The organism is Leifsonia poae, from assembly GCF_050632195.1.
Lineage (GTDB): Bacteria > Actinomycetota > Actinomycetes > Actinomycetales > Microbacteriaceae > Leifsonia > Leifsonia poae_C.
Genome location: NZ_CP192580.1, coordinates 307,967 through 333,691, shown reverse-complemented (window position 1 = coordinate 333,691; position 25,725 = coordinate 307,967). Strand labels below are relative to the sequence as shown.

At 68.1% G+C, this 25,725-nt stretch carries 27 protein-coding genes and 1 pseudogene; 11 read left to right on the top strand and 17 right to left on the bottom strand.

Going from position 1 to position 25,725, the window contains the following annotated elements; translation table 11 throughout:
- Positions 1-17 precede the first annotated feature (17 nt).
- The 3 genes from ACQ86A_RS01860 to ACQ86A_RS01850 form a co-directional block, all read right to left on the bottom strand.
- On the bottom strand, positions 18-1,394 hold the full coding sequence (locus tag ACQ86A_RS01860) for a chaplin family protein (protein ID WP_431278941.1): 1,377 nt from the start codon (positions 1,392-1,394) through the stop codon (positions 18-20).
- Positions 1,395-1,477: 83 nt separating this feature from the next.
- On the bottom strand, positions 1,478-2,434 hold the full coding sequence (locus ACQ86A_RS01855; protein WP_431278940.1) for a hypothetical protein: 957 nt from the start codon (positions 2,432-2,434) through the stop codon (positions 1,478-1,480).
- Between the two features lie 38 nt (positions 2,435-2,472).
- Complete coding sequence (locus ACQ86A_RS01850; RefSeq protein ID WP_431278939.1) at positions 2,473-3,669, bottom strand: MFS transporter; 1,197 nt, start codon at positions 3,667-3,669, stop codon at positions 2,473-2,475.
- Positions 3,670-3,817: 148 nt separating this feature from the next.
- On the opposite strand from ACQ86A_RS01850, the gene ACQ86A_RS01845 reads away from it, so the two are divergent.
- Both ACQ86A_RS01845 and panD read left to right on the top strand, forming a co-directional pair.
- On the top strand, positions 3,818-4,267 hold the full coding sequence (locus ACQ86A_RS01845; RefSeq protein WP_431278938.1) for a MarR family winged helix-turn-helix transcriptional regulator: 450 nt from the start codon (positions 3,818-3,820) through the stop codon (positions 4,265-4,267).
- A 15-nt stretch (positions 4,268-4,282) separates the two neighbouring features.
- Positions 4,283-4,696: an aspartate 1-decarboxylase gene (panD, locus tag ACQ86A_RS01840; protein WP_431278937.1), complete on the top strand. Its 414-nt coding sequence runs from the start codon at positions 4,283-4,285 to the stop codon at positions 4,694-4,696.
- Positions 4,697-4,849: 153 nt separating this feature from the next.
- Here the strand turns inward: panD and ACQ86A_RS01835 are convergent, their stop codons facing one another.
- Positions 4,850-5,347 (bottom strand): hypothetical protein, encoded by a 498-nt coding sequence (locus ACQ86A_RS01835; RefSeq protein ID WP_431278936.1) that lies wholly within the window; start codon positions 5,345-5,347, stop codon positions 4,850-4,852.
- A gap of 78 nt (positions 5,348-5,425) precedes the next feature.
- On the opposite strand from ACQ86A_RS01835, the gene ACQ86A_RS01830 reads away from it, so the two are divergent.
- Positions 5,426-5,788 (top strand): nuclear transport factor 2 family protein, encoded by a 363-nt coding sequence (locus tag ACQ86A_RS01830; protein WP_431278935.1) that lies wholly within the window; start codon positions 5,426-5,428, stop codon positions 5,786-5,788.
- Positions 5,789-5,815: 27 nt separating this feature from the next.
- Here the strand turns inward: ACQ86A_RS01830 and crcB are convergent, their stop codons facing one another.
- From crcB to ACQ86A_RS01815, 3 genes are read right to left on the bottom strand one after another with little or no spacing between them, the layout of a single operon-like run.
- The gene (gene crcB, locus ACQ86A_RS01825) at positions 5,816-6,190 is read right to left on the bottom strand and encodes a fluoride efflux transporter CrcB (RefSeq protein ID WP_431278934.1); all 375 of its coding nucleotides are present in this window, start codon (positions 6,188-6,190) and stop codon (positions 5,816-5,818) included.
- A complete protein-coding gene (locus tag ACQ86A_RS01820; protein WP_431278933.1) occupies positions 6,187-6,597 on the bottom strand; it encodes a fluoride efflux transporter FluC in 411 nt (136 codons plus the stop codon). Before ACQ86A_RS01820 ends, crcB begins: the two co-directional genes overlap by 4 nt.
- Before the next feature lie 7 nt (positions 6,598-6,604).
- A complete protein-coding gene (locus ACQ86A_RS01815; RefSeq protein ID WP_431278932.1) occupies positions 6,605-7,129 on the bottom strand; it encodes a universal stress protein in 525 nt (174 codons plus the stop codon).
- A 114-nt stretch (positions 7,130-7,243) separates the two neighbouring features.
- Here ACQ86A_RS01815 and ACQ86A_RS01810 point away from each other — a divergent pair, with 114 nt between their 5' ends.
- The 4 genes from ACQ86A_RS01810 to ACQ86A_RS01795 are packed head-to-tail and all read left to right on the top strand — an operon-like array spanning position 7,244 to position 9,591.
- A complete protein-coding gene (locus tag ACQ86A_RS01810; protein ID WP_431278931.1) occupies positions 7,244-7,675 on the top strand; it encodes a phage holin family protein in 432 nt (143 codons plus the stop codon).
- A complete protein-coding gene (locus tag ACQ86A_RS01805) occupies positions 7,672-7,914 on the top strand; it encodes a hypothetical protein (protein WP_431278930.1) in 243 nt (80 codons plus the stop codon). The genes ACQ86A_RS01810 and ACQ86A_RS01805 overlap by 4 nt, the downstream gene beginning before the upstream one ends.
- On the top strand, positions 7,911-8,894 hold the full coding sequence (locus ACQ86A_RS01800; protein WP_431278929.1) for a YihY/virulence factor BrkB family protein: 984 nt from the start codon (positions 7,911-7,913) through the stop codon (positions 8,892-8,894). The genes ACQ86A_RS01805 and ACQ86A_RS01800 overlap by 4 nt, the downstream gene beginning before the upstream one ends.
- Positions 8,895-8,934: 40 nt before the next feature.
- Positions 8,935-9,591, top strand: coding sequence for an NUDIX domain-containing protein (locus tag ACQ86A_RS01795; RefSeq protein WP_431278928.1), 657 nt, complete (start codon positions 8,935-8,937; stop codon positions 9,589-9,591).
- 25 nt (positions 9,592-9,616) lie between these two features.
- Here ACQ86A_RS01795 and ACQ86A_RS01790 read toward each other — a convergent pair whose 3' ends face one another.
- From ACQ86A_RS01790 to ACQ86A_RS01745, 10 genes are all read right to left on the bottom strand, one after another.
- Positions 9,617-11,122: an arylsulfotransferase family protein gene (locus ACQ86A_RS01790; protein ID WP_431278927.1), complete on the bottom strand. Its 1,506-nt coding sequence runs from the start codon at positions 11,120-11,122 to the stop codon at positions 9,617-9,619.
- A gap of 291 nt (positions 11,123-11,413) precedes the next feature.
- Positions 11,414-13,099 carry a sensor histidine kinase gene (locus tag ACQ86A_RS01785; RefSeq protein ID WP_431278926.1) on the bottom strand — a complete coding sequence of 562 codons (1,686 nt, stop codon included), beginning with the start codon at positions 13,097-13,099 and terminating at the stop codon, positions 11,414-11,416.
- Entirely contained in the window at positions 13,096-13,746 is a 651-nt protein-coding gene (locus tag ACQ86A_RS01780) for a response regulator (protein WP_431278925.1), read from the bottom strand. The genes ACQ86A_RS01785 and ACQ86A_RS01780 overlap by 4 nt, the downstream gene beginning before the upstream one ends.
- Before the next feature lie 92 nt (positions 13,747-13,838).
- Positions 13,839-14,768, bottom strand: a complete 930-nt coding sequence (locus ACQ86A_RS01775) for a hypothetical protein (RefSeq protein ID WP_431278924.1) — start codon at positions 14,766-14,768, stop codon at positions 13,839-13,841.
- Positions 14,769-14,936: 168 nt separating this feature from the next.
- Positions 14,937-17,963: an alpha-mannosidase gene (locus ACQ86A_RS01770; RefSeq protein ID WP_431278923.1), complete on the bottom strand. Its 3,027-nt coding sequence runs from the start codon at positions 17,961-17,963 to the stop codon at positions 14,937-14,939.
- A gap of 53 nt (positions 17,964-18,016) precedes the next feature.
- Positions 18,017-18,853, bottom strand: a complete 837-nt coding sequence (locus ACQ86A_RS01765; protein ID WP_431278922.1) for a carbohydrate ABC transporter permease — start codon at positions 18,851-18,853, stop codon at positions 18,017-18,019.
- Entirely contained in the window at positions 18,853-19,815 is a 963-nt protein-coding gene (locus tag ACQ86A_RS01760) for a carbohydrate ABC transporter permease (protein WP_431278921.1), read from the bottom strand. Before ACQ86A_RS01760 ends, ACQ86A_RS01765 begins: the two co-directional genes overlap by 1 nt.
- 7 nt (positions 19,816-19,822) lie before the next feature.
- Complete coding sequence (locus tag ACQ86A_RS01755; protein ID WP_431278920.1) at positions 19,823-21,172, bottom strand: extracellular solute-binding protein; 1,350 nt, start codon at positions 21,170-21,172, stop codon at positions 19,823-19,825.
- Between the two features lie 138 nt (positions 21,173-21,310).
- Positions 21,311-22,546, bottom strand: coding sequence for an ROK family protein (locus tag ACQ86A_RS01750; protein ID WP_431278919.1), 1,236 nt, complete (start codon positions 22,544-22,546; stop codon positions 21,311-21,313).
- A 102-nt stretch (positions 22,547-22,648) separates the two neighbouring features.
- Positions 22,649-22,801 carry a hypothetical protein gene (locus ACQ86A_RS01745; RefSeq protein ID WP_431278918.1) on the bottom strand — a complete coding sequence of 51 codons (153 nt, stop codon included), beginning with the start codon at positions 22,799-22,801 and terminating at the stop codon, positions 22,649-22,651.
- A gap of 237 nt (positions 22,802-23,038) precedes the next feature.
- On the opposite strand from ACQ86A_RS01745, the pseudogene ACQ86A_RS01740 reads away from it, so the two are divergent.
- The 4 genes and pseudogenes from ACQ86A_RS01740 to ACQ86A_RS01725 all read left to right on the top strand — a co-directional run bounded on the left by ACQ86A_RS01740 (position 23,039) and on the right by ACQ86A_RS01725 (position 25,655).
- Positions 23,039-23,385 (top strand): annotated as a pseudogene (locus ACQ86A_RS01740) (UBP-type zinc finger domain-containing protein).
- 92 nt (positions 23,386-23,477) lie between these two features.
- Positions 23,478-24,128, top strand: a complete 651-nt coding sequence (locus ACQ86A_RS01735; protein ID WP_431278917.1) for a hypothetical protein — start codon at positions 23,478-23,480, stop codon at positions 24,126-24,128.
- A 100-nt stretch (positions 24,129-24,228) separates the two neighbouring features.
- The gene (locus tag ACQ86A_RS01730; RefSeq protein WP_431278916.1) at positions 24,229-24,954 is read left to right on the top strand and encodes a YcnI family protein; all 726 of its coding nucleotides are present in this window, start codon (positions 24,229-24,231) and stop codon (positions 24,952-24,954) included.
- Positions 24,951-25,655, top strand: a complete 705-nt coding sequence (locus ACQ86A_RS01725; protein ID WP_431278915.1) for a copper resistance CopC family protein — start codon at positions 24,951-24,953, stop codon at positions 25,653-25,655. Before ACQ86A_RS01730 ends, ACQ86A_RS01725 begins: the two co-directional genes overlap by 4 nt.
- Positions 25,656-25,725: the final 70 nt, after the last annotated feature.

Genomic DNA, 25,725 nt, shown 5'->3' with positions numbered 1-25,725 from the left:
GGCACGACCATCCGTGCTCACTTCGTGTTGTGGATGCGGTGCACTCGCTTCACCGACGTGCGATTGCGAGCTCCGAACATCAGCACCACCCCGGCGAGCGCCAGCAGAGCCGCGATCGCGCCGAGCCCGAGGTCGTCGGACCCGGTCTGAGCCAACGTCTCTGCAGCGTCCGACCCGAGCAGCGTCACCGCGCCGGTGGCGGCCATCGTGGTGCCTGCCGACACTCCAATCGTCGACGTGCCCGGAGAGCCGGGAACGGTCGGAACCGTCGGAACCGTCGGATCGGTCGGGTCGGTCGGATCGGTCGGCGTCGCCACCCCAGTGTCAGCGCCGTCAGTGCTCGTGTCACCGGCCACACTGATCGCGTTTCCACCCACAGTCACCGGCAGCGCGATCGCGATCGGCAGTTGAGCACCGGTCAGGATGCCCTCATCACCGCCCGTGGTCGCACCCGTTCCCGAGCCCGCCGGGTCACCGCTGCCGCTCGACGAGCCAGAACTGCTCGCGTCACCCAGCACACTGATCGCGTTGCCACCAGCAGTCACCGGCACAGTGGCCCCGACCGGCACCTGGGTTCCGGATGCGACACCATCCGACCCCGAGGTCACCGGACCGCCAGCGGCGCCCGAAGCCGGAGCACCAGTCGGAGCCGCCACCGCCGACCCGCTCGAGGTACTGTCACCCAGCACACTGACCGCGTTACCACCGGCCGTCACCGGCACAGCGGCACCCACCGGCACCTGCGTGCCCGACAGGATCCCGTCGTCGCCAGACGTGGTCAACCCGCCGGGTGCGGCCCCGGAGGAACCCTCGGCCACGGGCGCTGTGCCCGCTTGGCTCGCGCCCATCGACGAGCTGTCACCCAGCACACTGATCGCGTTTCCGCCGACCGTCACCGGCACAGCGACATCGATCGGCTCCTGGGTTCCGGATGCGATGCCGTCGCTCCCGGAGGTAGTCGGCGCGACAGCCGGTTGCGAAGCCGCCGGAGCACCGGGCGCCGCACCACTCGACGAGTCGGTGCTCGACGAGTCGCCGACCGCGCTGACGGAGTTTCCGGACACGGTGACCGGAACGCTCACGTCGGCGATGGCCTGCGTACCCGAGAGCACGCCACCCAAGCCCGACGTGGAGACGGCCGGAGCCGGCGCTGCGGCCGGAGCCGGAGCATCCTGAGCCCCAGCGGTCGACCCGCTGCTCGACGAGTCGCCGAGCAGGCTGATCCCGTTTCCGCCGAGAGTGACCGGAACGGTGATGCTGACAGCCGCTTGGCTGCCGGAGGCGACCCCGTCGTCACCGCTGGACTCGGCGGCGTTCGCCACACCGACTCCAGCCGCTGAGAGGCCGCCGAGGAAGAGGGTGAACCACAACCCCCTCGACACGTACTTGTTCATGAGAATTGCCCTTCGATTGAGTGTTTGTGCTCCCAGAACGGGGAGCTCGGTCGCGTTCCGCCATGAGGGCGGAGCGGACCCACTCAGTCGGGGCTGGTGTCGTGGTCGGCGACGGCGGACGCCGGAAGACGGTCGTCCGAAGAGAGTCCCTGCATCCCGCGCACAGGCGCGAACAGGGCGAGGAAGACGGCGGTCGCGGCCGACAGGCCGGCAGCGCCCGATCCGGATGAGGACACACCGCTCCCCGAGACGGCCCCCTGCGCGAACGGAGCGAGACCGCCCGGCGGGGCCGGGGACTGGGGTGACGACCCGGTCGACCCGACGACCGGCCGATGCACTCCACGCGCCCCGAAAAGCAGGGGTTCTTGGCCGACGGCGGCGACCGGATCTGTCGGTGCGACACCGACGGCGACGGCTGCTCCGAGCCCACCTGACACCGCGGCGACGACCGCTTCACCATCACTTGAAGCGGTCGACGTCAGCGGTTCGACCGCCTCCGTCACCACAGGAGCGAACGAACCGAGAGCGTGGTCGACGGCGCCAGCGACGGGATCGACGACGACGCCCAGGGGCCGGTCACCGAGAAGCTCTTGAGTGATCGGGATGCGCGCCACCACCGCATCGACAGCACCCGTCACCGGGGCGGTCACCTGTGAAACCGGTGCGGACGCGACAATGTCGGCAATCCCGGTCGCGACTGGAGCCACCACGGATGAGGCCACTCGGCGGGTCGGCGCGGGCAGCGAGTTCGCAACCGGGCGCACGACGGCCGAAGCCACCTCGCCGACGGGTGACGTGACACTGGAGACGACACCCGACACGGCCCCGTCGACCCGGGTGACCAGCGAACCGACCGACTCGAGGACGGAGTGCGTGGCAGGCTCGGGCGGGGCCGGTTCCGCTGCTGAAGCGGTCGCCCCTCCGAAGAAGAATCCGAGGAGCGCGATGCCCGCGCCACCGATCAGGGACCCGGCCAGGAGCCGCGCCGGAGTGAGGAACGAGCGCCGTCCATCGGCCTGCTCACCATCCATCGCGATCACCCCCTGACCGTTCGATAGGGCAGACCATACTCCTCTGTCTACCCGACGGGAAGAGGCTGCTCGGTCTTTTTCGCGGCGCTGCGGCGAGCGAGCCGTCGGGCTGTGACCGCTGCGAAAGCCATCACGATGACCGCGCCTACTGTGATGAGCGAGCCCGCCCAGAGGGGCGACGTGTAGCCGAGATCGGCTGTGATCGTGAGCCCGCCAATCCAGGCTCCGAGCGCATTGCCGAGGTTGAACGCGGCGATGTTGGCGCCGGATGCGAGGGTGGGAGCGTGCTCGGCGTACTTCATCACGCGCATCTGCAGACCGGCGACCGTCGCGAATCCGAAGAAGCCCATGAGCAGCAGCGCGGCGATCGTGGCGACCTGGTTCACTGCGACAAGAGCGAACGCAGCGAGCACGACAGCGAGCCCGGCGAGGATGATGATCAGGCTCTTGTCGAGGGCGCGGTCGGCGAAACGTCCGCCGAGGGCGTTGCCCACGAACATCCCGACGCCGAAGACGATGAGCAGCCACGGAACCGCAGCGGATGCGAAGCCGGAGACGTCGGTGAGCGTGTACGCGATGTAGGTGAAGGCCCCGAACATCCCGCCGAAGCCGAGCACGGTGACCGCGATCGAGAGCCACACCTGGCCGGAGCGGAAGGCGGTCAACTCGTGCCGGAGTCCCGCGCTCGGCGCAGCATCCGTCGACCGCGGCACGAGCACGGCGACGCCGATCAGCGCGATGACCCCGATCACCGTGATCGCCCAGAACGTGGAGCGCCAGCCGAGGGCCTGACCGAGCAGCGTGCCGAACGGAACGCCGAGCACGTTGGCCGCGGTGAGGCCGGTGAACATGATCGCGATCGCGCTCGCCTTCTTCTCGGGGGCCACCATTCCGGCCGCGACGACCGACCCGATCCCGAAGAACGCGCCGTGGCAGAGGGCGGCAAGGATGCGTCCCGAGAGCATGATCTCGTAGCTGGGGGCGATCGCAGACAGGGCGTTTCCTGCGATGAAGAGCACCATCAGGCCGATGAGAACGGGCTTGCGGGGAAGACGCGTGACGGCGGCGGTGAGGCCGAGCGCGCCCACCACGACGGCGAGCGCATAGCCTGAGATGAGCCAGCCCGCCGCCGCCTCGTCGACGTGGAAGTCCGCTGCCACCTCGGGCAGCAGCCCGGCGATGACGAACTCGGTGAGGCCGATGCCGAAGCCGCCGAGGGCGAGGGCGATGAGACCGATGGGCATGGGAACTCCCTGAAGGCATTTCGGATTGGTGGATGCGCCGCGTACTCTATTAGTTGCAGGCGCGTCATAAATAGTTGCACATGCAACTACTTCGCGCAACCCTGTTTCACGACCCCGTAGACCACACAGCGACACCAGGAGGCCCCGGATGGGAATCGCCGACGACGCCCTCGAGGTGCGTGCCCACGGTTGGCGCACCCTCGCCGCGCTCCACAACTTCATCGAGAACGAGCTCGAGCGCTCGCTGAGCAAAGAGGTCAACCTCTCGGTGGTGGAGTACACGGTGCTCGACGCGCTGAGCCGCCAGGATGGCTGGCACATGCGGATGCAGCAGCTCGCACGCGCGAGCGCGCTCAGCCCCAGCGCCACCACCCGGCTCGTCAACCGGCTCGAAGAGCGAGCGCTGCTCACGCGCGTGCTCTGCGACGACGATCGCCGCGGGATCTACACCGAGCTGACCGCGGCCGGCCACCATCTGCTCGACCAGGCCCGGCCCATCCACGACACTGCGTTGGAGCGAGCGCTCGCCGAGGCGAACGAGCTGCCCGAGCTCGCCGGACTCATTTCCGCGCTCCCCCAGCTCGCCCTCGCCCACTGATTGCGAAAGCTCCCCATGCTCAGAACCATGTTCAAGTCGAAGATCCACCGCGCCACGGTGACGCACTCCGACCTCCACTACGTCGGATCCCTCACCGTCGACCTCGACCTGCTCGACGCGGCCGACCTTTTGCCGGGTGAGCAGGTGAGCGTCGTCGACATCGCCAACGGCAGCCGCTTCGAGACCTACCTGATCGCGGGCGAGCGCGGCAGCGGTGTCATCGGCGTGAACGGCGCGGCCGCGCACCTCGCCGAGATCGGCCACCTCGTGATCGTCATCTCGTACGCCCAGCTGACGGATGCGGAAGCCCGCGTCTTCGAGCCGACCGTCGTGCACGTCGACGCCGCCAACCGCATCCTGGCCGTCGGCACCGACCCCGCCGCCGCCCTCACCCCCGACACCGCGCGACCCCCATACGCCCTCCCCTGACCCGCCCCTCCCCCTCTCTCCCCCTCCCTCCTCCTCCCCTCCCTCCTTGCGCCCGTCGAGTGTGGAGTTTCTACCGTTTTCGGGCGCTCAAAACGGTAAATACTCCACACTCGACGTTCGGAAGGGGTGGGGTGGGGATAAGTACCGAGCGCGTCAGCGCAGGATCTCGACGAGCGCGACCCACGAGAAGATGACCGCGGCGATCAGTGCCACGATCGTGGCGAGCGCGACGATGAGCAGGCCCACGGGCATCCCGAACACCAGCAGCACGCCGCCCACTGCGAAGATGACGAGCGGCACCACGAACGACGCGATGTGCCCCGCGTCGTACTGGTGCAGCGTCCCGGGAGTCTGATCCTGCACGATGGCGCGCGCCGCGAGCACCGCAATCACGCCACAGCCGAGCGTTCCGACCAGCACCTCCACCCCGAACCCCCACACTGCCTGGTTCGGGATGAGCGCAAGGCACGCAAGAACAACGCCCAGGATGAGCGCAGCAACGGCAGCACCGGCCCGGGCCGCGAGTCCCCGCGACTCCGCGATCTGCCGGATGTTCACGGACAGCGCGACGATCAGCAGCCCGCCGAGTGCGGCACCGGCCCCGGCGATGGCCACGTTGAACTCCGTCCACGGCTCAAGCGCAGCATCCATGCCTGACAGAGTAGCGAGCCGCTGCCAGTATCGGCCGCACCCTGGTGCGCGGCCGGAGGCATGGCGTATAACGGTGCCATGAGCGACGCGATCACCAACTGGATCGACCTCTACCGCCGGGCGTGGGAGTCCAACGACCCCGACGACATCCGCGCGCTCTTCACGGAGGACGCCTCCTACCGCACCGAACCGTTCGCCGAGCCCTGGGACGGCCACCTCGAGATCGTGGAGGGGTGGCTCGATGCGCAGGACGATCCCGGTGCCGCCGTCTTCGAATGGCGGCTGGCGGGTCGAGACGGCGCACTGTTCTTCGTCGAAGGCCTCACCGAATACAGGGAGGGTCCCACCTACAGCAACCTGTGGGTGGTCCGCCTGGCGCCCGACGGTCGTGCCGAAGAGTTCACCGAGTGGTGGATGGAGCAAGGCGACGGCTCAGACTAAGCCCGATCGGCGCGGGCGCCATCACGGTCACAGCGACCCCAGCCACAGCCCTAGGCCGGCCGCGGCGAGCGCCAGCACGAGCATCCCGAAGCCGTTGACGAGGGCAGCCCGGTACCGCCGCTGCTGAGCAAGACGCACGGTCTCGTAACTCGCCGTGCTGAACGTCGTGTAGCCGCCGAGAAACCCCGTGCCCAGGATGGCGCGCCACTCGGCGGGCAACCCGTGGGCGAGCGCCAACCCGGTCACGAGCCCCAGCAGGAACGACCCGGTGACATTGATGACGGTCGTGCCGAGCGGAAAGTTGATCGCGAAGCGACTCCGTAGAAACGTGTCGAAGACCAGCCTGGTCACGGCGCCGAGACCGCCCGCAGCGGCGACGGCGAGCACGAGCAGCGGCGTCACCGTCGTGCTCCCGCGCGACCCAGGCGTGCCGCGAGCGCGATCCCCGCGACCGAGGCAAGGGCTCCGACCAGGATGGTCGCGACCGCGTACACGACGCTGCCCCCGACGTTCTGCGCGACGATCAGACCGTCCGCATCGACCGCGAACGCGCTGTAGGTCGTGAAGCCACCGAGGATGCCGGTGCCGACGAAGAGGCGCACATCGCGGCGCATCCCCTCGTCAGGACCGCGCAGCGCGAGTGCCTCGAGAAGCATGCCGAGCAGGAATGCTCCGACGACGTTGATGCCGAAGGTCGCTACCGGCAGCCCGGCCACGGACGGCACAGCCGCGGACACGAGATATCGAACCGTGGTCCCGAGCGCGCCGCCGATGAAGACCAGGGCGATGTAGCGCCAGCGGAGATGCACCGGCTCACTATACCGGCGGATCCTCCCACGGCAGCTTCCCATCGCCGGTGACCGGCGCGAGCGGAACGACGATCACCGGTCGTTGCTGCCGGTGCGCGAGATGCACGGCGATCGACCCGTTGAAGAACTCCCGGATGCTGCCCCGCAGCCCCGCCTCGCGGGTTCCGACCACGATGTAGCGCGCATCCACCTGGTCGGCCAGCCGCGCGAGCGCCCACGATGGATCACCGGCGAGTTGCTCCAGGCTGTAGCGCACGCCCAGTCTGTCGACGACGCCCCGGATGTGCGCGTCGAGCTCCGGATCGAACTGCTCCTTCTCGGTCTCCGGCAGATCGGGGTCGTACGGCAGCGCGACCACCGTTCCGTCCACATAGCTCGAGACCAGGTACCGGTTCGGGTCGACGTTCGCGCAGACCAGCGGGACGTCGAGGTCGTCGGCGAGCCGCGCCGCGTGCTCGAGCACCTTCACCGGCTGCCCGGGGACCACTGCGACGAGAACACCGCCCCTTTGCGTGTTGTCGGTTCCGCTCATGTGTCCAGTGTGAAGCGCGGGCGCCCCCTCGTCCAGCACCCGCTCCGGGGGCACCCTTGGCCTGACAGGGATGCTGGGGTACCGTCACGACAAGACACCCTCGAAGGGAGCCCGATGAGTTTCGAGAAGCCGCCCCTGCCGCGCGAGCGACGGCGGACGACGCGTGGCCTGCGACCCCTCCCCGAGCTGACGAAGGATCTGGTCGCCCAGTTGCGCCGCCTCGTCGCCGGAGAGCTCGCGCTGTTCAAGGCCGAGATGACGAAGAAGGCCAAGGCGGCCGGAATCGGCGCGGGCCTCCTGGTCGGCGCGCTGGTGTTCGTCTTCTTCGCACTCTGCGCGCTCGTCACGACGGCGGTTCTCGCTTTCGCGCTCATCCTGCCGGCGTGGCTGGCCGCACTCGTCGTCGCCGGGATCCTGATCGTGCTCGCCGTCATCTTGGCGCTGATCGGACGCGCCAGTCTCAAGCGCGGTGTCCCGCCGGTTCCCGACGACCTCAAGCAGGAGCTCAGCGACGACGTCAAGGCATTGAAGGGGCAGCAACCGTGACTTCCACCCGACCGGAGCGTGCGCCCATCCCGAAGGACGCGGGCATCAACGTCCTCAAGCTCGACCTCGAGAAGACCAGGGATGAACTGGCTGAGACCCTCGATGACGTCTTCGCCACATTCAACCTCGGGGTGCAGATCCGCTCGCATCCCGTGTTCTTCGCCGGACTCTTCCTCGCCGTGGTGGGCGCCGCCGCCGGAGCCGTTGCGATGCTGACGCGAAGACGCTCGCGGGGATGAAGCACGTCTCCTGGTTCCGCCTGCCGTGGGGCTTCATCCTGAAGCGCACATTCCGCAGCTTCACGGTCGACGCGTGCACCGACCTCGCCGCGGGTCTCACGTACTTCGCCGTGCTGTCGCTGTTCCCGGCGATGATCGCTCTGGTGAGCATCCTGGGCCTGATCGGGCAGAGCGAGGCCGGGATCAACGCTCTGTTCGGCATCGTCGAAGAAGTGGCGCCGGGCGCTCTTGATGCGGTGAAGGGGCCGATCGAGAATCTCGCCTCCTCGCCGGCGAGCGGCTGGGCGCTCGTGATCGGAATCGTCGGCGCCGTCTGGTCCGCGTCGGGATACGTCGGCGGCTTCGGCCGGGCGCTCAACCGGGTCTTCAGCATTCCGGAGGGGCGGCCCGCCGTCTCGCTCCGTCTCACCCAACTCGGGGTGACGATCGCCGCGCTCATCCTGATCGCCATCGTCGCGGTGCTCCTCGTGGTCTCGGGTCCCGTGGCCACGGCGATCGGCGACGCGATCGGCATCGGCGAGACCGCCCAGGTCGTGTGGTCGGTGCTCAAGTGGCCGGTGCTCATCGTGGCGCTCGTGCTGCTGGTCGCTCTGCTGTACTACGCCACCCCGAACGTGCGGCAGACGAAGTTCCGCTGGCTGACGACCGGCTCGGTCGTGGCCATCGTGCTGCTCGGGATCGCGTCGGCCCTGTTCGCGCTCTACGTCGCCAACTTCGGCAATTACGACAAGACATACGGGTCGCTCGCAGGGATCATCGTCTTCCTGCTGTGGATCTGGATCGCCAACGTCGTGCTGCTGCTCGGTGCCGAACTCGACTCGGAGGTGGAGCGGGCACGCGAACTGGTCCACGGGATCGAGGCCGACGAACGCGTCCAGCTGCCCCTCAAGTCGCGCAAAGCGCTCGCGAAGGCGGAGGATGCGGCAGCGGGCGACATCCTCGGCGCCCGAGCGATCCGTCGCCGCTACCGTGACACCTGAACCCGCGCGGCAGCTGGCCCGGTCTGGCTAGGCTCGGCACATGAGCATCGACCATCCCGGCGCCGGGCTTCCGGATGCCCGCGGCCGCACGGGCCTGCACCTGACCGGCCGTGACCTCGACCGGAACGCGGATGTGCGCATCCGGGACGTCGAGGTCACGAGTGACGGCTGGCACGTGTTGCGCCGCACGACCTTCGAATTCCGCGGTCGCGACGGCACTTGGACCACCCAGCAGCGCGAGACCTACGACCGCGGCAACGGCGCGACGATCCTTTTGTACGACCCGGATGCGCGCACCCTGCTGCTCTCACGGCAGTTCCGCTTTCCGGCGTACGTCAACGACCATCCCGACGGTCTCCTGATCGAGACTGCCGGGGGCCTGCTCGACGACGACTCCTCGGAGGACGCGATCCGTCGAGAGGCTTCGGAAGAACTCGGTGTGACTCTCGGCGAGCTCCGCCACCTGTTCGACCTCTACATGAGCCCCGGTTCGGTCACCGAGCGGGTGCACTTCTTCGCGGCGCCGTACACGCAGGCCGATCTCACCGGACCGGGCGGCGGGGTCGAGGAGGAAGGCGAGGAGATCGAAGCCGTCACCGTCGGCTACGACGAAGCCCTCTCGATGATCGCCGACGGCCGGATCGTCGATGGCAAGACGGTCATCCTGCTGCAGTGGGCGGCGCTCAACCTCTTTTAGGCGACGAGCTCGCCGCCGCCGGTCGCTAAACGCTGATCGACGCCGACGTTCCTAGAACGCTTCCATCCGCACCAAGTGCCTGCACCACCGCCGTCGCGGCTTTCGGCACGAGAAGCGAGGTCTCGAACCCCGAGCGCTTCACCTCGCCGACAGCCACCGGGTCCCCGCCGCTCGCTGTCAGTATTCGCCACGACTTGACCGTGGTCGCGCCGTTCCAGCTCGCGTAGACGCGCATCCGGTCGCCCTCGACCCGAGCCGCCGCGTCGGGTTTCGTCGTGGGCTGCGCGCTCCACTCGTGACGGTACGACCGGTAGGAGATACCACCGAGGGTCGCTTCGTAGATCGCCTTTCCGCCCGCCGTGAATTCCGTGACGGCAGGATCGGTACCCCAGCCGACGAGCACATTGCCGTTGGCGAGCACCTGCACACTGCCCATCGCCGTGCCGAGATGCTTGTCGTAGGTGTACTCCTGCTCCAGAGTCGCCTCGGTCTCGGCGGCGTTCAGGGAGAACTTCATTCCGCGGGACTGGCCGTCCGTGCCGGAGTAGAGGTGGTTGTCGAAGAGGGTGATCGTGCCGTCGGTGTGCCTGCGAACGTCGTGCTGCCAGGCGAACACGGCATCCTGAGCGATCTTGATGTCGCTCTTCTTGCCCCCGAACCGCCAGCGGATCTTGCCGGTGGTCCGATCGATCGAGTAGATGGTGTGGGTGTGCCGGGCCGACACGAGGAGGGTGTCCCCGTCCTCTTCCACCGCGTTGAGATGGTACGCGTCGAAGGCTCCGCCGGCAGTGGTGCCGTCGTGTCCTTCGTCCTGGGTGAGGCCGAGGTAGGTCTCGGAGATCGGGATGTGGTCGAGCGCGCTCCAGTCGAGCAGCACTTTGCCGGTGGCCACGTCGATCTCCTGCACGTGGCAGTCGTAGACGTAGCCGTTCTTCGGGCCGCCGATCGAGCTGAGGTCGGATTTCTTCACCACGTAGATCGTGATGAGGGCCGTTCCCCGGTCGGTCAGGTTGAATTCGTGCAGGTCGGCGTCGAGGTCGTTGCCGGCGGCCACCGTAGCGATCGGTGTGTACGTGGTATCGAGGATCGTGCCGGATCCCGCGCCGTGCCCGCCCGTGCTCTTGCCCGACCAATAGGTGAGAACCGGGGCGCCCTGGTAGGCCTGCACCTTGAGGTCGGTGAGATTCACCTTGGTGGGCTCGATCCACACGGGCTCACCGTTCTCACGCATGATCAGGCCGTTGAAGCCCTTCTCCTGCTGGGTGACGAAGAGGAGTCCGGGTGCGGTGGTCCCGGTCTTCCAGCTCGTCACCTGCGGAACGCTCAGCGTGGTGCTCACGAAGGAGCGGGCCGCCGGTTTGCCGGTGGCGGATGCGCTCGGGGTCGGCCGCAGTGTCGAGGCCGAGGATTCGGGGGTGTCTCGCGTCGCGAAGAACACGCCGGCGAGCACGCCCGCTCCCACAAGACTGCCGCCTGTGATCAGCGCGCGCCGACTGAGGTTCGTCGCCCGATCGGGTTTGTCGGTATCCATCAGATACCACTATCCGCGTGAAACTTGGGGAGTTCTAGCCCTCGCCTTTGTGTCTCCAGTGAGCTTGCCTGGACCAGATCGCGGCGGGGTCCGGGCGGGTGGCGGGGGCGGGTGGCGGGGCGCTTTCCGCGTCTTCGGGTCACGCAGAAAGCCGCCCCGCTCCCGTCTGCCTTCCACACGTCCGGTCGGCTTGACGGGCCGCGCACGAGATTACCTGCGTCGGCCGGGCGGTTGAGTGCCGAGTACGGTCCACACGACAAGCCGGGCTTCACAGAGCACGCACGGCGCTCGTCAGGGGATCGATACCGCCAGCTCGACGCCACCCGCGCGCTCAGTGAGGAGCACATCGGCGGCGCGGGCCAGGTCACGCAAACCAATGCCCGGGCGTGCCGCGGCCACCTTTCCGCCGGAGGTCACGACCACGCGAACACCATCGCCCTCCGGCGAGATCGCGAGTGACACCGGGGAACCGTCGCCGTGGCGGACGGCGTTGGCCAGCCCCTCCGAGATCGTGTCGATCACGGCTTCGCTGCGTGCGTCATCCGCGAGGCTCGCCCAGACCGCGTCGTCGATGTGCGCGTCGAGTGCCATGGCCGAGCGCCAGGTCTCGACGACCCGCTCGAGGCGGGCCCGCGGATCCGGTCGGCTGGTGCTCTCCGCCAATTGCGTCCGGATGCGCTCGAGCGCTTCACGGACCACCTCGGAGGCATCGCCCGTGGCATCGGTGCGCAAGGCCAGGGCCTGCGCTATCAGCTCGGCCTGCACCGTCGAGTGCAACAAGTGCGCGAGACGGATGCGCTCCCGGTCGTACGCGACGCGCATCCGGGCGGTCGCCTCCACACTCGCCCGCATCGAAACCTCGAGCTCACGCTGGTCGGCACGCAGACGATCGGTCAGGGATGCGACGAGCGCCCCCGCGAGCGCGATCACCGGGTAGAGGCACGCCTGAAACCAGACGAACTCCTGGTTGAGGCCGAGCATCCCGAGCATGGCGCTGCTCTCTGCCACGAGCAGCCCGCCCACGACGGCGTATCCCCCGACGAGCACACCGACTCGCATTGCGGCACCGGATGCGCGGGCCGCCCACCAGGTGACGATCGCGTTGCCGCCCCAGGCCAGCAGAAAGCCGACGACCGCCTGCACGCCCGCGACGGCGAAGCCGTAGTTGCCGATCGCGTACGGGGCGACCAGCATGGCGAAGAGCAAGGCCGTGAACAGAGCCGGCGCCGGGACCATCCCACCGAGAACGGAACCGAACCACTCCCGCCCGCGCGAGGAGGTTGCTGGTGTCGCGGCGCTGCCGTTCTCGACGCCCTCCTCCGCCTCGAACAACTCGTGGCTGAGCGGACGTACGACGTCGTTCGCGAGCGAACGCAGCAGTGCCGATGCAGCGGTGGCGTCGATCCCCGGCGTGGCCGCCTTGCGAACTTCGGCCTCGATGGAGTCGAGAACCATGGCCTTGCGGGAGTCCCTCAGCTCCTCGGTGCGACGGCGAACCGCATCCCCGTCGGCTCGGGCGACTCGCTGCACGGCACCGAGTCGCTGAAAGACGCCGCGGTGCTCGCGGATGAGGCCGACGCTGAGGGCGACGAGGGTGAACACGGTGATGCAGACCACCACGTTGATCGCCACGCGTCCTGGGATGTTGACCGTGTCGATCCGGACGCCGAGCAGCTCGGCCGCGACGAAGAACAGGAAGGGACGGGCGATCCCGACGACCGCGAAGACGACGACGGCCAGGCCGGCCCGCCAACGTTGCGGAGTGAGGGCGAGCACTCCCCATCCGAGCGCGAGCAGCACACCGACGCCCAGATGCACGAGACAGGAGATCGCGAGCCACGCCCAGTCGGGCTGGCCGGCGACCACGTATTGCAGGCCCGACATGAAGGTCACGGCGAACGGAGCCGTGACAACCCAGGACCAGACCGAGATCGGGTTGCGAGCACCGAGCCGCGCGAACAGCTGCGCCGCGGTCATCCGCCGAGTCCGCTCGCCGGGTCGCCGAAGGTCGTGATGTAGAGGGATGCCGCAGCCACTCGGGGCGTGACGGCCTCGCTCCCCGTGAGTCCGAGTGCAGCGAAGATCCGCTCGACACTCTTCTCGACGGCGCGCACCGACACTCCTCGTCGGCGCGCGATCTCAGCGTTCGAAGCCCCCGCCGCGAGGTGGCGGGCCGTGTCGAGCTGGGTCGAACTGAGCGCGAGGATCGCCGCGCGAGCATCCCCAGCCTCCAGTTCACGCGCAACGGGACGGCTCTCGAGGGCGGCTTCAACGGCATCCACCAGCTCGTCGATGCTCTCGATCGCTCCCTTGTTGACGAAGGATGCGCTGCTCACCACATCCCGAGCCTGACCGAGCGCCGCTGCTCGCGAGAGGTTGGAGAGGAAGACGACAGCGACATGCGGCGCGCGGGATCGCACGATGGTCGCGAGATCGACGCCGTTCGGACGTTCGCCGAGGTCGATGTCGGTGACGAGCCCGTCCGGGTCGAAAGTGTCGAGGATCGCGAGCGCACCGGCGGCGTTCTCCCTGGCCTCGACGTCGAATCCGCGCCCGCGGAGGGCGTCGGCGATGAGGAGCGCATGAGGGCGTGATCCTCGACCACGAGGACCCGTCGAACCCACACACCTGCCACCACGAACGCCAGGATAACGCGGTCGCAGGCAGCCTCCGACCGCGCGCTCGACCCCAGTTCGGGCCGATTTCGGGCCCGCCGCTACTCCTTGAGTGCGGCGCCCTTCGCGTTGGCGAAGTCGATGTGGAGGTGGTTGCAGGTGTCCGCGAACGGCGCGAAGTTCTGCAGGCTCATCGACGCCCGGCACCCGATCTGGCCGAGACCGGCTCCGCTCGGGACGATCGGATCGAGAGCGCGGATGAGTTTGATCGACTGCGCGTCGCCGCCGGTGAGCGCGCGCCCGTCGAGGAGGTAGAAGTCGACCGCGTGGCCTCCGCCGTCGGCGTAGTGCGCCGAGGCCGCGCCCGCTCCGAGGATCTGTCCGGTGCAGCGGCGGTTGATGTCGCTGACGCCGACCGAACCGAACGTGTTCAGGGCGACGTCGATGCTCTGCAGCACCCGGTAGTCGATGCCGCAGTTCGGCACGACCTTGCCTTCGGCGAGGTACTGGATCTCCGGGATGTGGTTGGGCGTGTACCCGACGAGCCGCCCGGCCGCCACGGCTCCCATGAGCTTCGCGGCGAGGGTCTGCACCGTGCTGGAGACGTAGCCGGTCTGGGTCGAGTCGAGGGCGACGCTGCTCTGGACCACGCTGTAGTCCTCACGCGTGGCCGACGGCACGGTCGCGTTCGCGGATCCGCTCGTCAGCGTCTGCACGGCCAGCGCGACGCGCACATCCCCGTTTTCGGGAGTTGCGTCGGACGATGCGTAAGCGGGGAGCGCGGCCGTTCCGACCAGACCCGCCACGAGGACCATGAGCATGCCCTGGAACCACGGTCGACGAGAGCTCTTGCGCTGAGCGCGCGCCGGCACGGCCGACGGCTTGTGACGGGTCGCCCAGGCCCGATGCTCGCGCACCTCGCGCAGCGCGCGGCGCCCGGATCGCTGCCGCGTCGGCGTCTCCAGAGCCTCCACCTCGAGGGCAGGCTGGAACGTGCGACGGGCACGCTGGGGCGTACGGGATCGGGGCAAAGAGTCGGGACTTTCTGGGGGTGGCTTCTCGCTGCATCGGGGGTTCGGCCCATCTGCAGCGTTATCGGTTCGTGATCTATCCTGCCTTAAGAGCGCTGAGAGTTCCATCCGGATACATGGAAATCGCCCGCCCCGGGGTTCGCGCGGCCCGGGGCGGACGCTCTGGCGTCACCCCCGCGCGAAGCGCAGAGTGACGAGTTGGAAGGGCCGCAGGGCGACCTCGACGGTGGCGCCGGATGCGCGGATGACCGCGTTCTCCGCCTGTGCTCGTTCGAGCAGATCGGTCTCGACGACCCCGGTGTGATCGAATCCTGCGGTGATCGTCCCGGCCGCCCGCGAGCCGTGCGCTTCGTACAGGCGCACGACCACATCCCCCGAGCCGTCTTCGGCGAGCTTGACCGTCTCGACCACGATCGACGGGGTCGAGGATGCGATCAGCGGCTCGACGGCCGCGCCCGCGGCACGACGAACCGGCAGGTTGAGCCGGTAGCCCTCTTCGATGGCCTCGCCCACTCCGCCCACGACGATGGCGCTCCGCAGCACGTGGCGACCCTGGTCGGCCTCCGGGTCCGGGAACAGCGGCGCGCGCAACAGGGTCTGCCGTACGAGCGAGTACGTCCCGCCGCCGTCGCGCTCGTGCCGCGTGATGTCGTGGCCATACGTCGAGTCGTTGGCGACACCGACACCGAAGCCGGCCTCCGAGACGTGCACCCAGCGGTGCGCGGGCGTTTCGAAGCGCGCGGTGTCCCAGCTCGTGTTCGTGTGCGTCGCCCGCTCGATGTGCCCGAACTGGATCTCCGAGCGCGCGGACGCGGTGTGCACGTCCACAGGCACGGCCAGCTTGAGCATCCGCTGCCGCTCGTGCCAGTCGATCTCGGTCTCGATCTCGAGGCTCGCCGATCCCGCGTTCAGCGTCAGCGTCTGCGTGATCGACGAATCGCCGAAGGTGCGCACCAGCCGCAGCGCGACCGCCTCGGCCGAGTCACTCACGATTTCGATGCTGTCGACCGCGGTCAGATCCTCGCCCGAACGGCGGTACTCGACGTCCACATCCCAGGCGTCCCACTGTGCCGGGGTGTCCCGGAAGAGCTGCAGAAGGTTGGCTCGGGTGCCGGGAGGCAGCACCTCTCGATCGCTCGCCCGCTCGACGATCGACGCGATCAGGCCTGACCCATCGATCCGGATGCGCAGGGCCGGGTTCTCGAGCACGTACCCGTCGCCGTCGGCCGAGATCCGCGCATCCGCACCCACCGAAGCCTGCCCGGCGCTGAACGCGGGCACGCCGTCGATCGCATACGGGGACGAGTTGAACACCAGGGCAGCGCCGCCCGCGCCGGCATCGGACCCGCCGACCACCGCGATCGACTCCGCGATCACGCCCTCGAGCACCTCGGCCACCCGGGCGTAGTTCTCCTCGGCTTGGTCGTGCACCCAGCCGATGGACGATCCGGGGAGGATGTCGTGGAACTGCTGCAGCAGAACGGTGTGCCACGCATCCTGAAGCACCGCCACCGGGTAGTCGGCGCCTGCGCGCACAGCGGCGGTCGTGGCCCACAACTCGGCTTCGTGCAGCAGGCGCTCGCTACGCCGGTTGCCCTGCTTGGTGCGGGCCTGCGAGGTGTACGTGCCGCGGTGGAACTCCAGGTAGAGCTCGCCCGCCCAGACCGGTGCTGGATCGAACTCGGCAGCCGCCGCAGCGAAGAACTCGGAGGGCGCGGCGACCCGCACGGTCGGCGACCCTTCGAGCGAGGCCGTGCGCTTGGCAGCGGCCAGCATCTCGCGCGTGGGTCCACCGCCTCCGTCGCCGTAACCGAACGGCACGAGCGAGGTGTTCCCCTGCCCCTTGTCGGCGTAGTTCTGTTCGGCGTGGGCGAGCTCGATGCCCGACAGCACTGAGTTATACGTGTCGACCGGCGGGAAGTGCGTGAAGATGCGCGTGCCGTCGATCCCCTCCCAGTCGAAGCTGTGGTGCGGGAACTTGTTGATCTCGTTCCACGAGATCTTCTGCGTCAGAAAGTAGTCGGCGCCGGCCGCGCGAGCGATCTGCGGCAACGCTCCGCTGTACCCGAACGAGTCCGGCAACCAGACCTCGCGCGGTTCGAAGCCGAACTCCTCCAGGAAGAACCCCTTGCCGGCGACGAACTGACGCGCCAACGCTTCGGAGCCGGGCATGTTGGTGTCCGACTCGACCCACATCCCGCCAACGGGAACGAATCGGCCCTCGGCGACGCGAATCCGGATGCGCTCGAACAGTTCCGGATAGAACTGCTTCATCCAGGCGAACTGCTGGGCCGACGAGCAGGCGAACACGAACTCCGGATCCTGATCCATCAGGTCGAGCACGTTCGAGAAGGTGCGCGCGCACTTGCGGATCGTCTCGCGCACGGGCCACAGCCAAGCCGAGTCGATGTGCGCGTGGCCCACGGCGAAGATCTTGTGCGCCGTCGTGGTCGCCGGCGAAGCAAGCACCTCCGCGAGCGCGGCACGACCGGCCGCGGCCGTGGCGTTCACGGCGAACGGGTCGACCGCATCCACGGCACGCTCGAGGGCGGTGAAGAGGGATGCGCGCCGCGGCGACTCGAGGGGAAGCACCGCTGCGAGACCGCGCGCGGTCCAGACATCCTGGATGAGCTCCCACACCTCGCGATCGTGATGCACCACCTCAATGCGGCGCAGCGAGTAGATCGGCTGGTCCGACGCCGTGGACTTGCGGCCCACGGGGGTGGGCCTGAAGGACCAGTCGCTGCCCACATCCGGATTCGAGGCTGCTTCGATGAACAGCTCGAAGCTCTCGCCCGGCGCGGCCTGCAGCCGCACGTACCCGTTGAACGGCTCGAGCGCCTTCAGGATGCTGCCGTCGGTCGCGTAGACCAGCCCCTCCGCTTGGAACCCGGCCTGGCCCGACAGGAACCCGAGGTCGACGACGAGCTCGACATCGTCGGGATCGGCCTCCCACTCGGCGGGAACCGTGCCGGTCACCCGGAACCACACCGTGCTCCACGCGTGACCCCAGGGCTGTCCGATCGAGAACGGCTCGAAGGTGTTGCCGACGGCCTGCGCGAACGGCACCGGCTCATCCGGCACCGCCCAGGCCCCGATCGTCACCGGAGCGGCCGCGCGTTCCACGGCTGGGGCGAGACGTTCGCGCAGGAAGCGGTCCACACGCAACTCGACGAGTTGGTTCTGCTGATACAACGAGACTCCTTGGGGTAAGCGGGATGAGGGTGAGCGGATAAAAGAAGTGGGCGTCAGCCCTTGACGGCCCCGGCGAGCGCCGACGATCCGCCGAGCACGCGCGACACGAGCACGTACAGGCCGATCACCGGAACCGAGTAGATGAGCGAGTACGCGGCGAGCTGCCCGTAGGCCACGGCACCGTACTGCCCGAAGAACGTGAAGATGCTCACCGCGGCCGGCTGGTTCTCCGGGCTGAGCAGCAGCACGAACGGCACGAAGAAGTTGCCCCACGCCTGCACGAACACGAAGATGAACACCACCGCGATCCCCGGTCGCACGAGCGGGACGACGATCGTCCACAGGGTCTTCATGCTGGACGCACCGTCGACCCAGGCCGCCTCCTCGAGGGAGATCGGCACAGCGTCGACGAAGTTCTTGGTCATCCAGATCGCCATCGGCAGAGACGAGGCCGCCATGAACAGGATGGTCCCACCGATCGAGTCGATCAGGTTGAGCGACACGAACAGGCTGTAGACCGGCACCATCATCGCGGTTATCGGCAGGCAGGTTCCGAAGAGCACCGCGTAGAGGAACGGCTTGTTGAACCTGTTGCGGTAACGCGACAGCGGGTAGGCGGCGAGCACCGCGACGATGACGGTCAGCACCGCGCAGCCGGCCGACAGCAGCAGGCTGTTCCAGAGCGGCACGAACGCCAGCTCAGGAGTGAGCACCTTGCTGAAGTTGTCGAACGTCCAGGTCTTCGGCCAGCCGACGGCGAGCGTCGCCGATCCGTCGAACGAGGCGAGCACGACCCACACCATCGGCAGCACGAAGACGACGCCGATGAGCAGCAACAGGATGTTCGCGGTCCACTTGAGTGCGGTACCGCTCGGTGACGAGAGACGCATCAGTCCTCCTCCGATCTCAGAGCGCGCACGTAGACGATGGCGAAGATCGCCCCGACGAGCAGCAGGATGGTGGCGATGGCCGTGCCGTAGCCGAGCTCGGAGAACTTGAACGCCTCCTGGTACGCCAGTACGGGCAGAGTCATGCTCTTGTTGCCCGGGCCGCCGCCGGTCATCACATAGATCAGGGTGAAGACCGAGAGCGTCTGCAGGGTGATCAGCATCATGTTGGTCGAGATGCTGCGCCGGATCATCGGGAGGGTCACGAGGAAGAACCGCTTGACGCCGTTCGCTCCGTCGACCTCAGCGGCCTCGGTGATCTCTGGCGGAACCTCCTGCAGGGCCGCCGAGTAGACGAGCATCGAGAAGGCCGCCCCGCGCCAGGTGTTGGCGAGAATGACCGAGAGCATCGGGAACGCGAACAGCCACGACGGTCCGGCGATGCCGAACATCGCGAGAATCGCGTTCAACGTGCCCTTCGAGCTGAAGAACGCGTACGAGGCGAATGCCGCTACGATCTCCGGCAGCACCCACGCTCCGACGACGAACGTCGACACGATCGCGCCGATCACCCGCCCTCCGGAACGCATGAGCAGCGCCAGGATCATCCCGACGACGTTCTGCCCGATCACGGCCGAGCCGATCACGAACACCAGGGTCAGCACGACGGCGACCGGGAAGTCCGGGCTCTTGAACAGGTCGATGTAGTTCTTGAACCCGATCCACTCGCTCGAGGCCGCAGCCGAACCGGTCAGCGACGAGTTCGTGAACGAGCCGTAGAAGGAGGCGAGGATCGGGCCGACCAGGAAGACCAGCAACAGCCCGATGGCCGGGACGAGTGGAACAGCCCGGGCGACGGATCGCCGGGTTTTGCGCGAACGCGCCGTTGGCTCCGGCCGCGGCGGCCGGGGAGACGATCCCCGGCCGGCCGCTTCCGTTGCGACGGCGCCGATTGTCGACGTCACAGCAGGATCACTCCGACTTCGTCTTGTCTTTTCCGACGATGCCCACGACAGTTTCGTCGTAGGCCTTGGCGGCCTCGGCCGGCGTCTGCTGACCGGTCATGACCGACTCCATCGCCACCTGGATGCCGTTGGAGATCTTGGAGTAGTCCGGAGTCGCCGGGCGGAACTTGGTGACGGCGACGAGCGACGAGAAGAACGACGCGGTCGGGTCGCCCTGAGCGAAGGTCGGGTCGGCCGCGACGTCCTTGCGCACGGGGATCCAGGCAAGGGTCTTGTCGGTCTTGAGCGAGTGCTCCTTGTCGTTCACCATCGCGATGAACTTCCAGGCCTCATCCTTCGCCTTGCTCTTGGACCCCATCGAGAGCGTCCAGCCTCCCGAGAGGCTGATGCTTCCGGGCTTGGCGCCGTCCTGCGTCGGCATCGGAGCCACGCCCATCACCTTGGTCCACTCGGGCCACGGCGTCGCGCCGTCCTTCTGCCAGGTGTTGCCGAGCCAGGAGCCGTCGAGGTTGATCGCGAGCTTGCCCTGCGGGATGAGCTGCGCACCGACGATGTTCTGGTAGTTGGTGTCGCTGGTGACCTCCTGCGCCGGGCCGAGGCCGCCGCCGTAGACCTGCTTCAGCACGTTCAGCGAGTCGGTGAACGCCTTGGAGCCGACGATCCACTTCTGCGATGAGGCGTCGTAGAGCCCGTCCTCGCTCGCTCCGTAGAGGAGCATCTCGAAGCCCTGCATCGAGCTGGCCTCACCGGCCGCCTTGCCCGAGAAGATGTTCAGGGGCGTCACATCCGGAACCTTCGCCTTGATCGTCTTCGCGGCGTCCAGCACCTCATCCCACGTCTTCGGCTTCCAGTCCGCGGGAAGGCCTGCCTTGGCGAAGATCTCCTTGTTGTACCAGAGTCCGCGGGTGTCGGTGCCCATCGGGATGCCGTAGGTCTTACCGTCGTCGCCCTTGCCCGCGTCCTTCGCGTTGTCGAAGAACTGCGACCACTCGTCCCACTTGTTCGCGTAGGAGTCGAGCGGCTCCAGGTAGCCGGCCTGCGCATCCGACCGGATGAGGAAGGTGTCCTCCCACAGCACGTCGGGCGCGGTCGATGCGCTGCGGTTCATCAGCGAGAGCTTCGTGTAGTAGTCGTTCTCCGCCGCTTTGATCGGAACCAGGGTGACCTTCTCGCCCGCGTTCGCGGCTTCGAAGTCCTTCTTCGCGTCTTTCATCAAGTTGTCGATCAGTTTGGACCCGAAGTCCTGGTAGGCGACCTTGATGGTCTTGCCGTCCCCCGAACCTGACGATGAACATCCCGCCAGTGCCACGAGGGTGGATGCGGCCACAGCTGCGGCCAGAATCCTGCTGCGTTTCATCGATGCTCCTTTGCTTCGATGTCCGGTCGGCGTTCTCGCCATTGTTCCGGACCCTGCCGTAATTTATAAAACAGTTTGAGTTAATACGCAATGCTTGTCAGGACATTTCCACAAATACCTCGAACGGGGGTGGACCGATCAGGCCAGGGTGGACCGGGGTGAAAACGCCCGATCGAGCACGAGACACGCGGCGCCGACCGCCGCGACATCATCCCCGACTGCGCTTGAGGCGACCGTGACCGGATGCGTGAGGATGCCCATGTCGTCGGCCGCGAGCCGCAGCGGCAACCGCTCGAGATAGCGCGCTTCGACGCGCGCCCAGGAGGGCCCACCGAACACGACACGATCGATGTCGAGCAGTCCGCTGAGATTCGTCAAGTAGAGCGAGGTGTTCGCGATCGAGCGGTCCAGGATGCGTCCCGCGGCCACATCCCCGTCACTCGCTGCCGCTGTCAGCGCCGTGAAGAGCTCGTCGACCGCCTCGACGTCGAGGTCGCCGCCGTCTCCGCTGCCGTCCGGTGCGGCGAGCACGCCATCGCGGATCCCCTGCAGCACGAGCTGTCCCGGGCGCACCGACTCGCCGTAGCACCCGCGCCGACCGCACGGACAGAGCGCGCCGCCGGGATCGACGATCGCATGCCCGACATCGCCCGCGTTCTGGGATGCGCCGGTGTAGACCTCGTTCGCGAGCACCAGCCCGACGCCCACTCCGGTGCCGTAGTAGACGAACGCGAAGTTGCCGCTGGCTCCGGCCGGGTCTCGCCAACGCTCGGCGACAGCGGCCGCCGTCACGTCCTTGGCGATCAGCGTCGGCAACCCGGTCGCGGCCGTCAGCTCGTCCCGGAGGTGCAGCCCCGACCATCCGGGAACCAGCGGCGGGCTCACCATGACACCCGTGCCCGCGTCGATCGGGCCCGGCGCAGCGACACCGATTCCGCTCACCCGCTCGCGGTCGACCCCGGATCGCTCCAGCAGTTCGGCGACAGCCTCGGCAGCGAGCGCCATCGTCTCCGCCGCATCGCCTGAGACGGGCGACTGCCGGTGGGTGTGCTCGACGACCGTGCTCTCGAGGTCGAGCAGCACGCAGGTGATCACGGTCGGGTCGAGGTGCACGCCGAGGGCGTACGAACCGGTCGGCTCCAGTTGCAGGATCGTGCGCGGCTTGCCTGGACCGTCAACGGGCCGGCTGCCCGCCTCCCGAATCAGCCCCTGGGCGAGCAGCCGCCGGCTCACGTTGGTGACCGTCTGCGCCGACAACCCGGTCGCACCCACGAGCTCGACCCGGCTCAGCCCCGCCTCGGACCGACGGATGGCGTCGAGCAGCACGGTCTCGTTGAACGCCGCGATCACGGGAAGGTTCGCTCCTCTGGGCATGCGACCTCCTTTGTGCCTCCGAACAGCCGCCGGGTTGCGGTCCTCGTAGGATACGGGTCTGGCGCGTCGATGCCGCGCGACGCCGGGCACCCAGTCCCGGAGCTAGAAGGTCGCCGCGAAGACCATGGGGAGGAACACCCCCACAATCACCACCGCGATGACCGCATACCCCAGCCAGAACGCGATGCGGCCGATCGTCGCGCTCGACGAATCGGGAAAGCGTTCCATGACCTTCCCACCGAGATAGATCCCCATGGGTGCAAAAACGACCGACGCGAGAATGGCCGCGACAGCTAGGCCCCGCCCACCAGTTCGCTCAGACCGCCGACTACTTCTCATCATCATCCGATCCGATTCCTTCAGGGATACCAGTTCACAGTGCGAGCGAACACTCGAAAACATCTTACATTTCAACGGATCGGTTGAAACTACACGCACTGTGTCGGGGATACGGGTCTGGCGCGTCGATGCCGCGGCGACGACAATTGGCGCATGGTTGAACCGACCCTCATCGATCAGGCCGTCTCCCCGAGCGGCACCGGATGCGTCGAATGTTCGGAGACCGACGGCTGGTGGTTCCATCTGCGGCGCTGCACAGCGTGCGGGCACGTCGGATGCTGCGACAGCTCCCCTCCCAGCACGCCACGGCGCACGCCCGCGAGACCGGCCACACCATCATCCGCTCGTTCGAGCCGGGCGAGGATTGGTTCTACGACTACGAAACCGGCCAGACAGGGGAAGGCCCGGCCCTCGCCGATCCGCAATGTCACCCCGACGACCAGCCCGCCCCCGGGCCCGCCGGCCGGGTGCCCGCGGACTGGCAGCGCCGGCTGCACTGACGTCCGCACCGAAGCCCGCGCTGAAGCCCGCATCCCATCCGCCTCCTAGACTGGATCCGAACTACCGGTGACGGATCGGCGGAGGGAACGACATGGGATCGAGGTGGGCTCGCGTTGCGCGCGGACTGCTCGCATCGTCCGTCGCGATCTTCGTTGCGGCGCTGTTCCACGTCGCCGGCGGCGGCTCCGCACCCGGTCTCATCCCGCTCGCGCTGAGTCTCGCATTCGCGGTGCTGGCTTCGATCGCCCTGACGGCCCGCAAGCTGTCGCTCTGGCGCCTCGCGATCTCGGTCGGGCTCAGCCAGCTCCTGTTCCACCTGCTCTTCAGCATCGGCGGTGGCACGGCGACGTTCAGCTCGGCAGACGGCTCGGCCATGATGTCACACCTGCACGCCGGGTCTCACCTGGTCATGTCAGCGGCGAGCGGCGCATCCGGTCACGCCGACATGGGCGCGCTGCCGACCACGCCCGCCATGTGGTTCAGTCACGCGAGCGCCGTGCTCATCACCGTCATCGCGCTGCGCTTCGGCGAGCGCGCATTCTGGAGTCTGTTCGAGACGACCAGGATGGGCGTCGCCCGCATCGTCACGCACCTCGCGGCGGTCGCATCCCCCGTCGCAGCTGTCTTCGCCCCTGCCTCGTCCGTCGCCGTCGACGCCGACCTGCCCCGGATGCGCGACCTCGGACTCCCCCTGGCCCGCCTCCGGCACCGCGGGCCACCTCGGGTGATCGCCGCGTTCTGACGTCGCTCCACGGATGCCGTGGACAGCGTGCGTCTGCGCGCTCACCGCATCCTGGATCCCGCCCCGTGGATCCCGACGACTTCGACCGAGGACTACCCCCATGAAAAAACGTACTTTCGCCGCATCCCTCGCGGCCGGCACCACCGCCGTGCTCCTCCTCGCCGCACCGCTCGCGGCCAGCGCGCACGTGCGCGTCGACCCCGGCCAGGCAACCGCCGGCAGCTACGCGACCCTCACCTTCAAGGTGCCGACCGAGTCGGCCACCGCGGGAACGGTGAAGCTCGTGGTCGACCTGCCGACCGCCACCCCGTTCACCTCCGTCTCGTACCAGCCACTCGCCGGATGGACGACGACCGTCGACACCGAGAAGCTCGCCAAGCCCATCAAGACCGACGACGGCACCATCACCGAGGCCCCGGTGCGCGTCACCTGGACGGCCGACAGCGGCGTGCAGGTAGCGCCCGGCCAGTTCCAGCTGTTCACGATCTCCGCGGGTGCCGTGCCCGACACGGGCCAGGTGCTGCTTCCGGCGCACCAGACGTACTCCGACGGTTCGGTCGTGGACTGGGCGGACAAGACGCCGGCGTCGGGTGCTGAGCCCGAGCATCCCGCACCCGTCCTGTACATCAACGACAAGGCTCCGGCGGCGGACGGCGCCAACCCCGTCGTCGCGACGAACACTCCCGCTCCGACCGCCACGGCCTCGACCGGGTCGACGGATGCGGTAGCGATCGGCCTCGGGATCGCGGGCCTCGCGCTCGGCGCGATCGCGCTCGTGGTCGCGGTCTTCGCGGCGACCCGTCGGCGTGGGAAGGTGAACGCATGAGACACGTTCGCGCGCTGACTGCATCCGTCGCCGCGGCAGCCGCCGTAGCGCTCGCGCTGCTCCCGGTGGCGGGGGCCTCTGCTCACGACTATCTCGTCAGCAGCGACCCGTCGGCCGGCGCCACCGTGACCACGCCCGTCGAGCAGGTTTCTCTGACGTTCAACGATCGCGTGCTCGACCTCAGCGGCGACGGCAGCAGCTCGCTCGTCGAGGTGACCGACGCGTCCGGACGTCACTTCGAGACGGGATGCGCGATGACCGCCGACACCGTCGTCTCTGCTCCAGTGGCGCTCGGCCCCGAAGGCGCGTACACAGTCACGTACCAGATTGTCTCGGCCGACGGTCACACGGTGTCCAACTCGTACGCCTTCACGTACCAGCCGCCGGCCGGCACCGTCGCAGGTGCGGGTAGTGACAGCCCGGCCTGCAAGAAGGGCGGCGAGCCGACCCAGAGCCCCAGCGCCACGGCGACGACTCCGGCAGGAGCACAGCCGACCGAGACCGCCGGGACTGCAGCGCCGACCGCGGCCGCCGACGACTCGAACAACCTCGGCCTCGTGATCGGGATCGGCGTCGGAATCGTGGTGCTCGCGATCATCGGCGTCCTGATAGTCGTGCTCACGAGCCGCCGCAAGCCCGCGGCGGCAGACGGTGCAGCAGGATCCGAACCGCCCGCGGAAGACGACGACCCGCTGAAGTGACCACGGGAGGTCACCCGCTCGCTAGTTTTCCGAACGGGCGGGTGATCCTCCCCGGTGAACACCGGGCGTA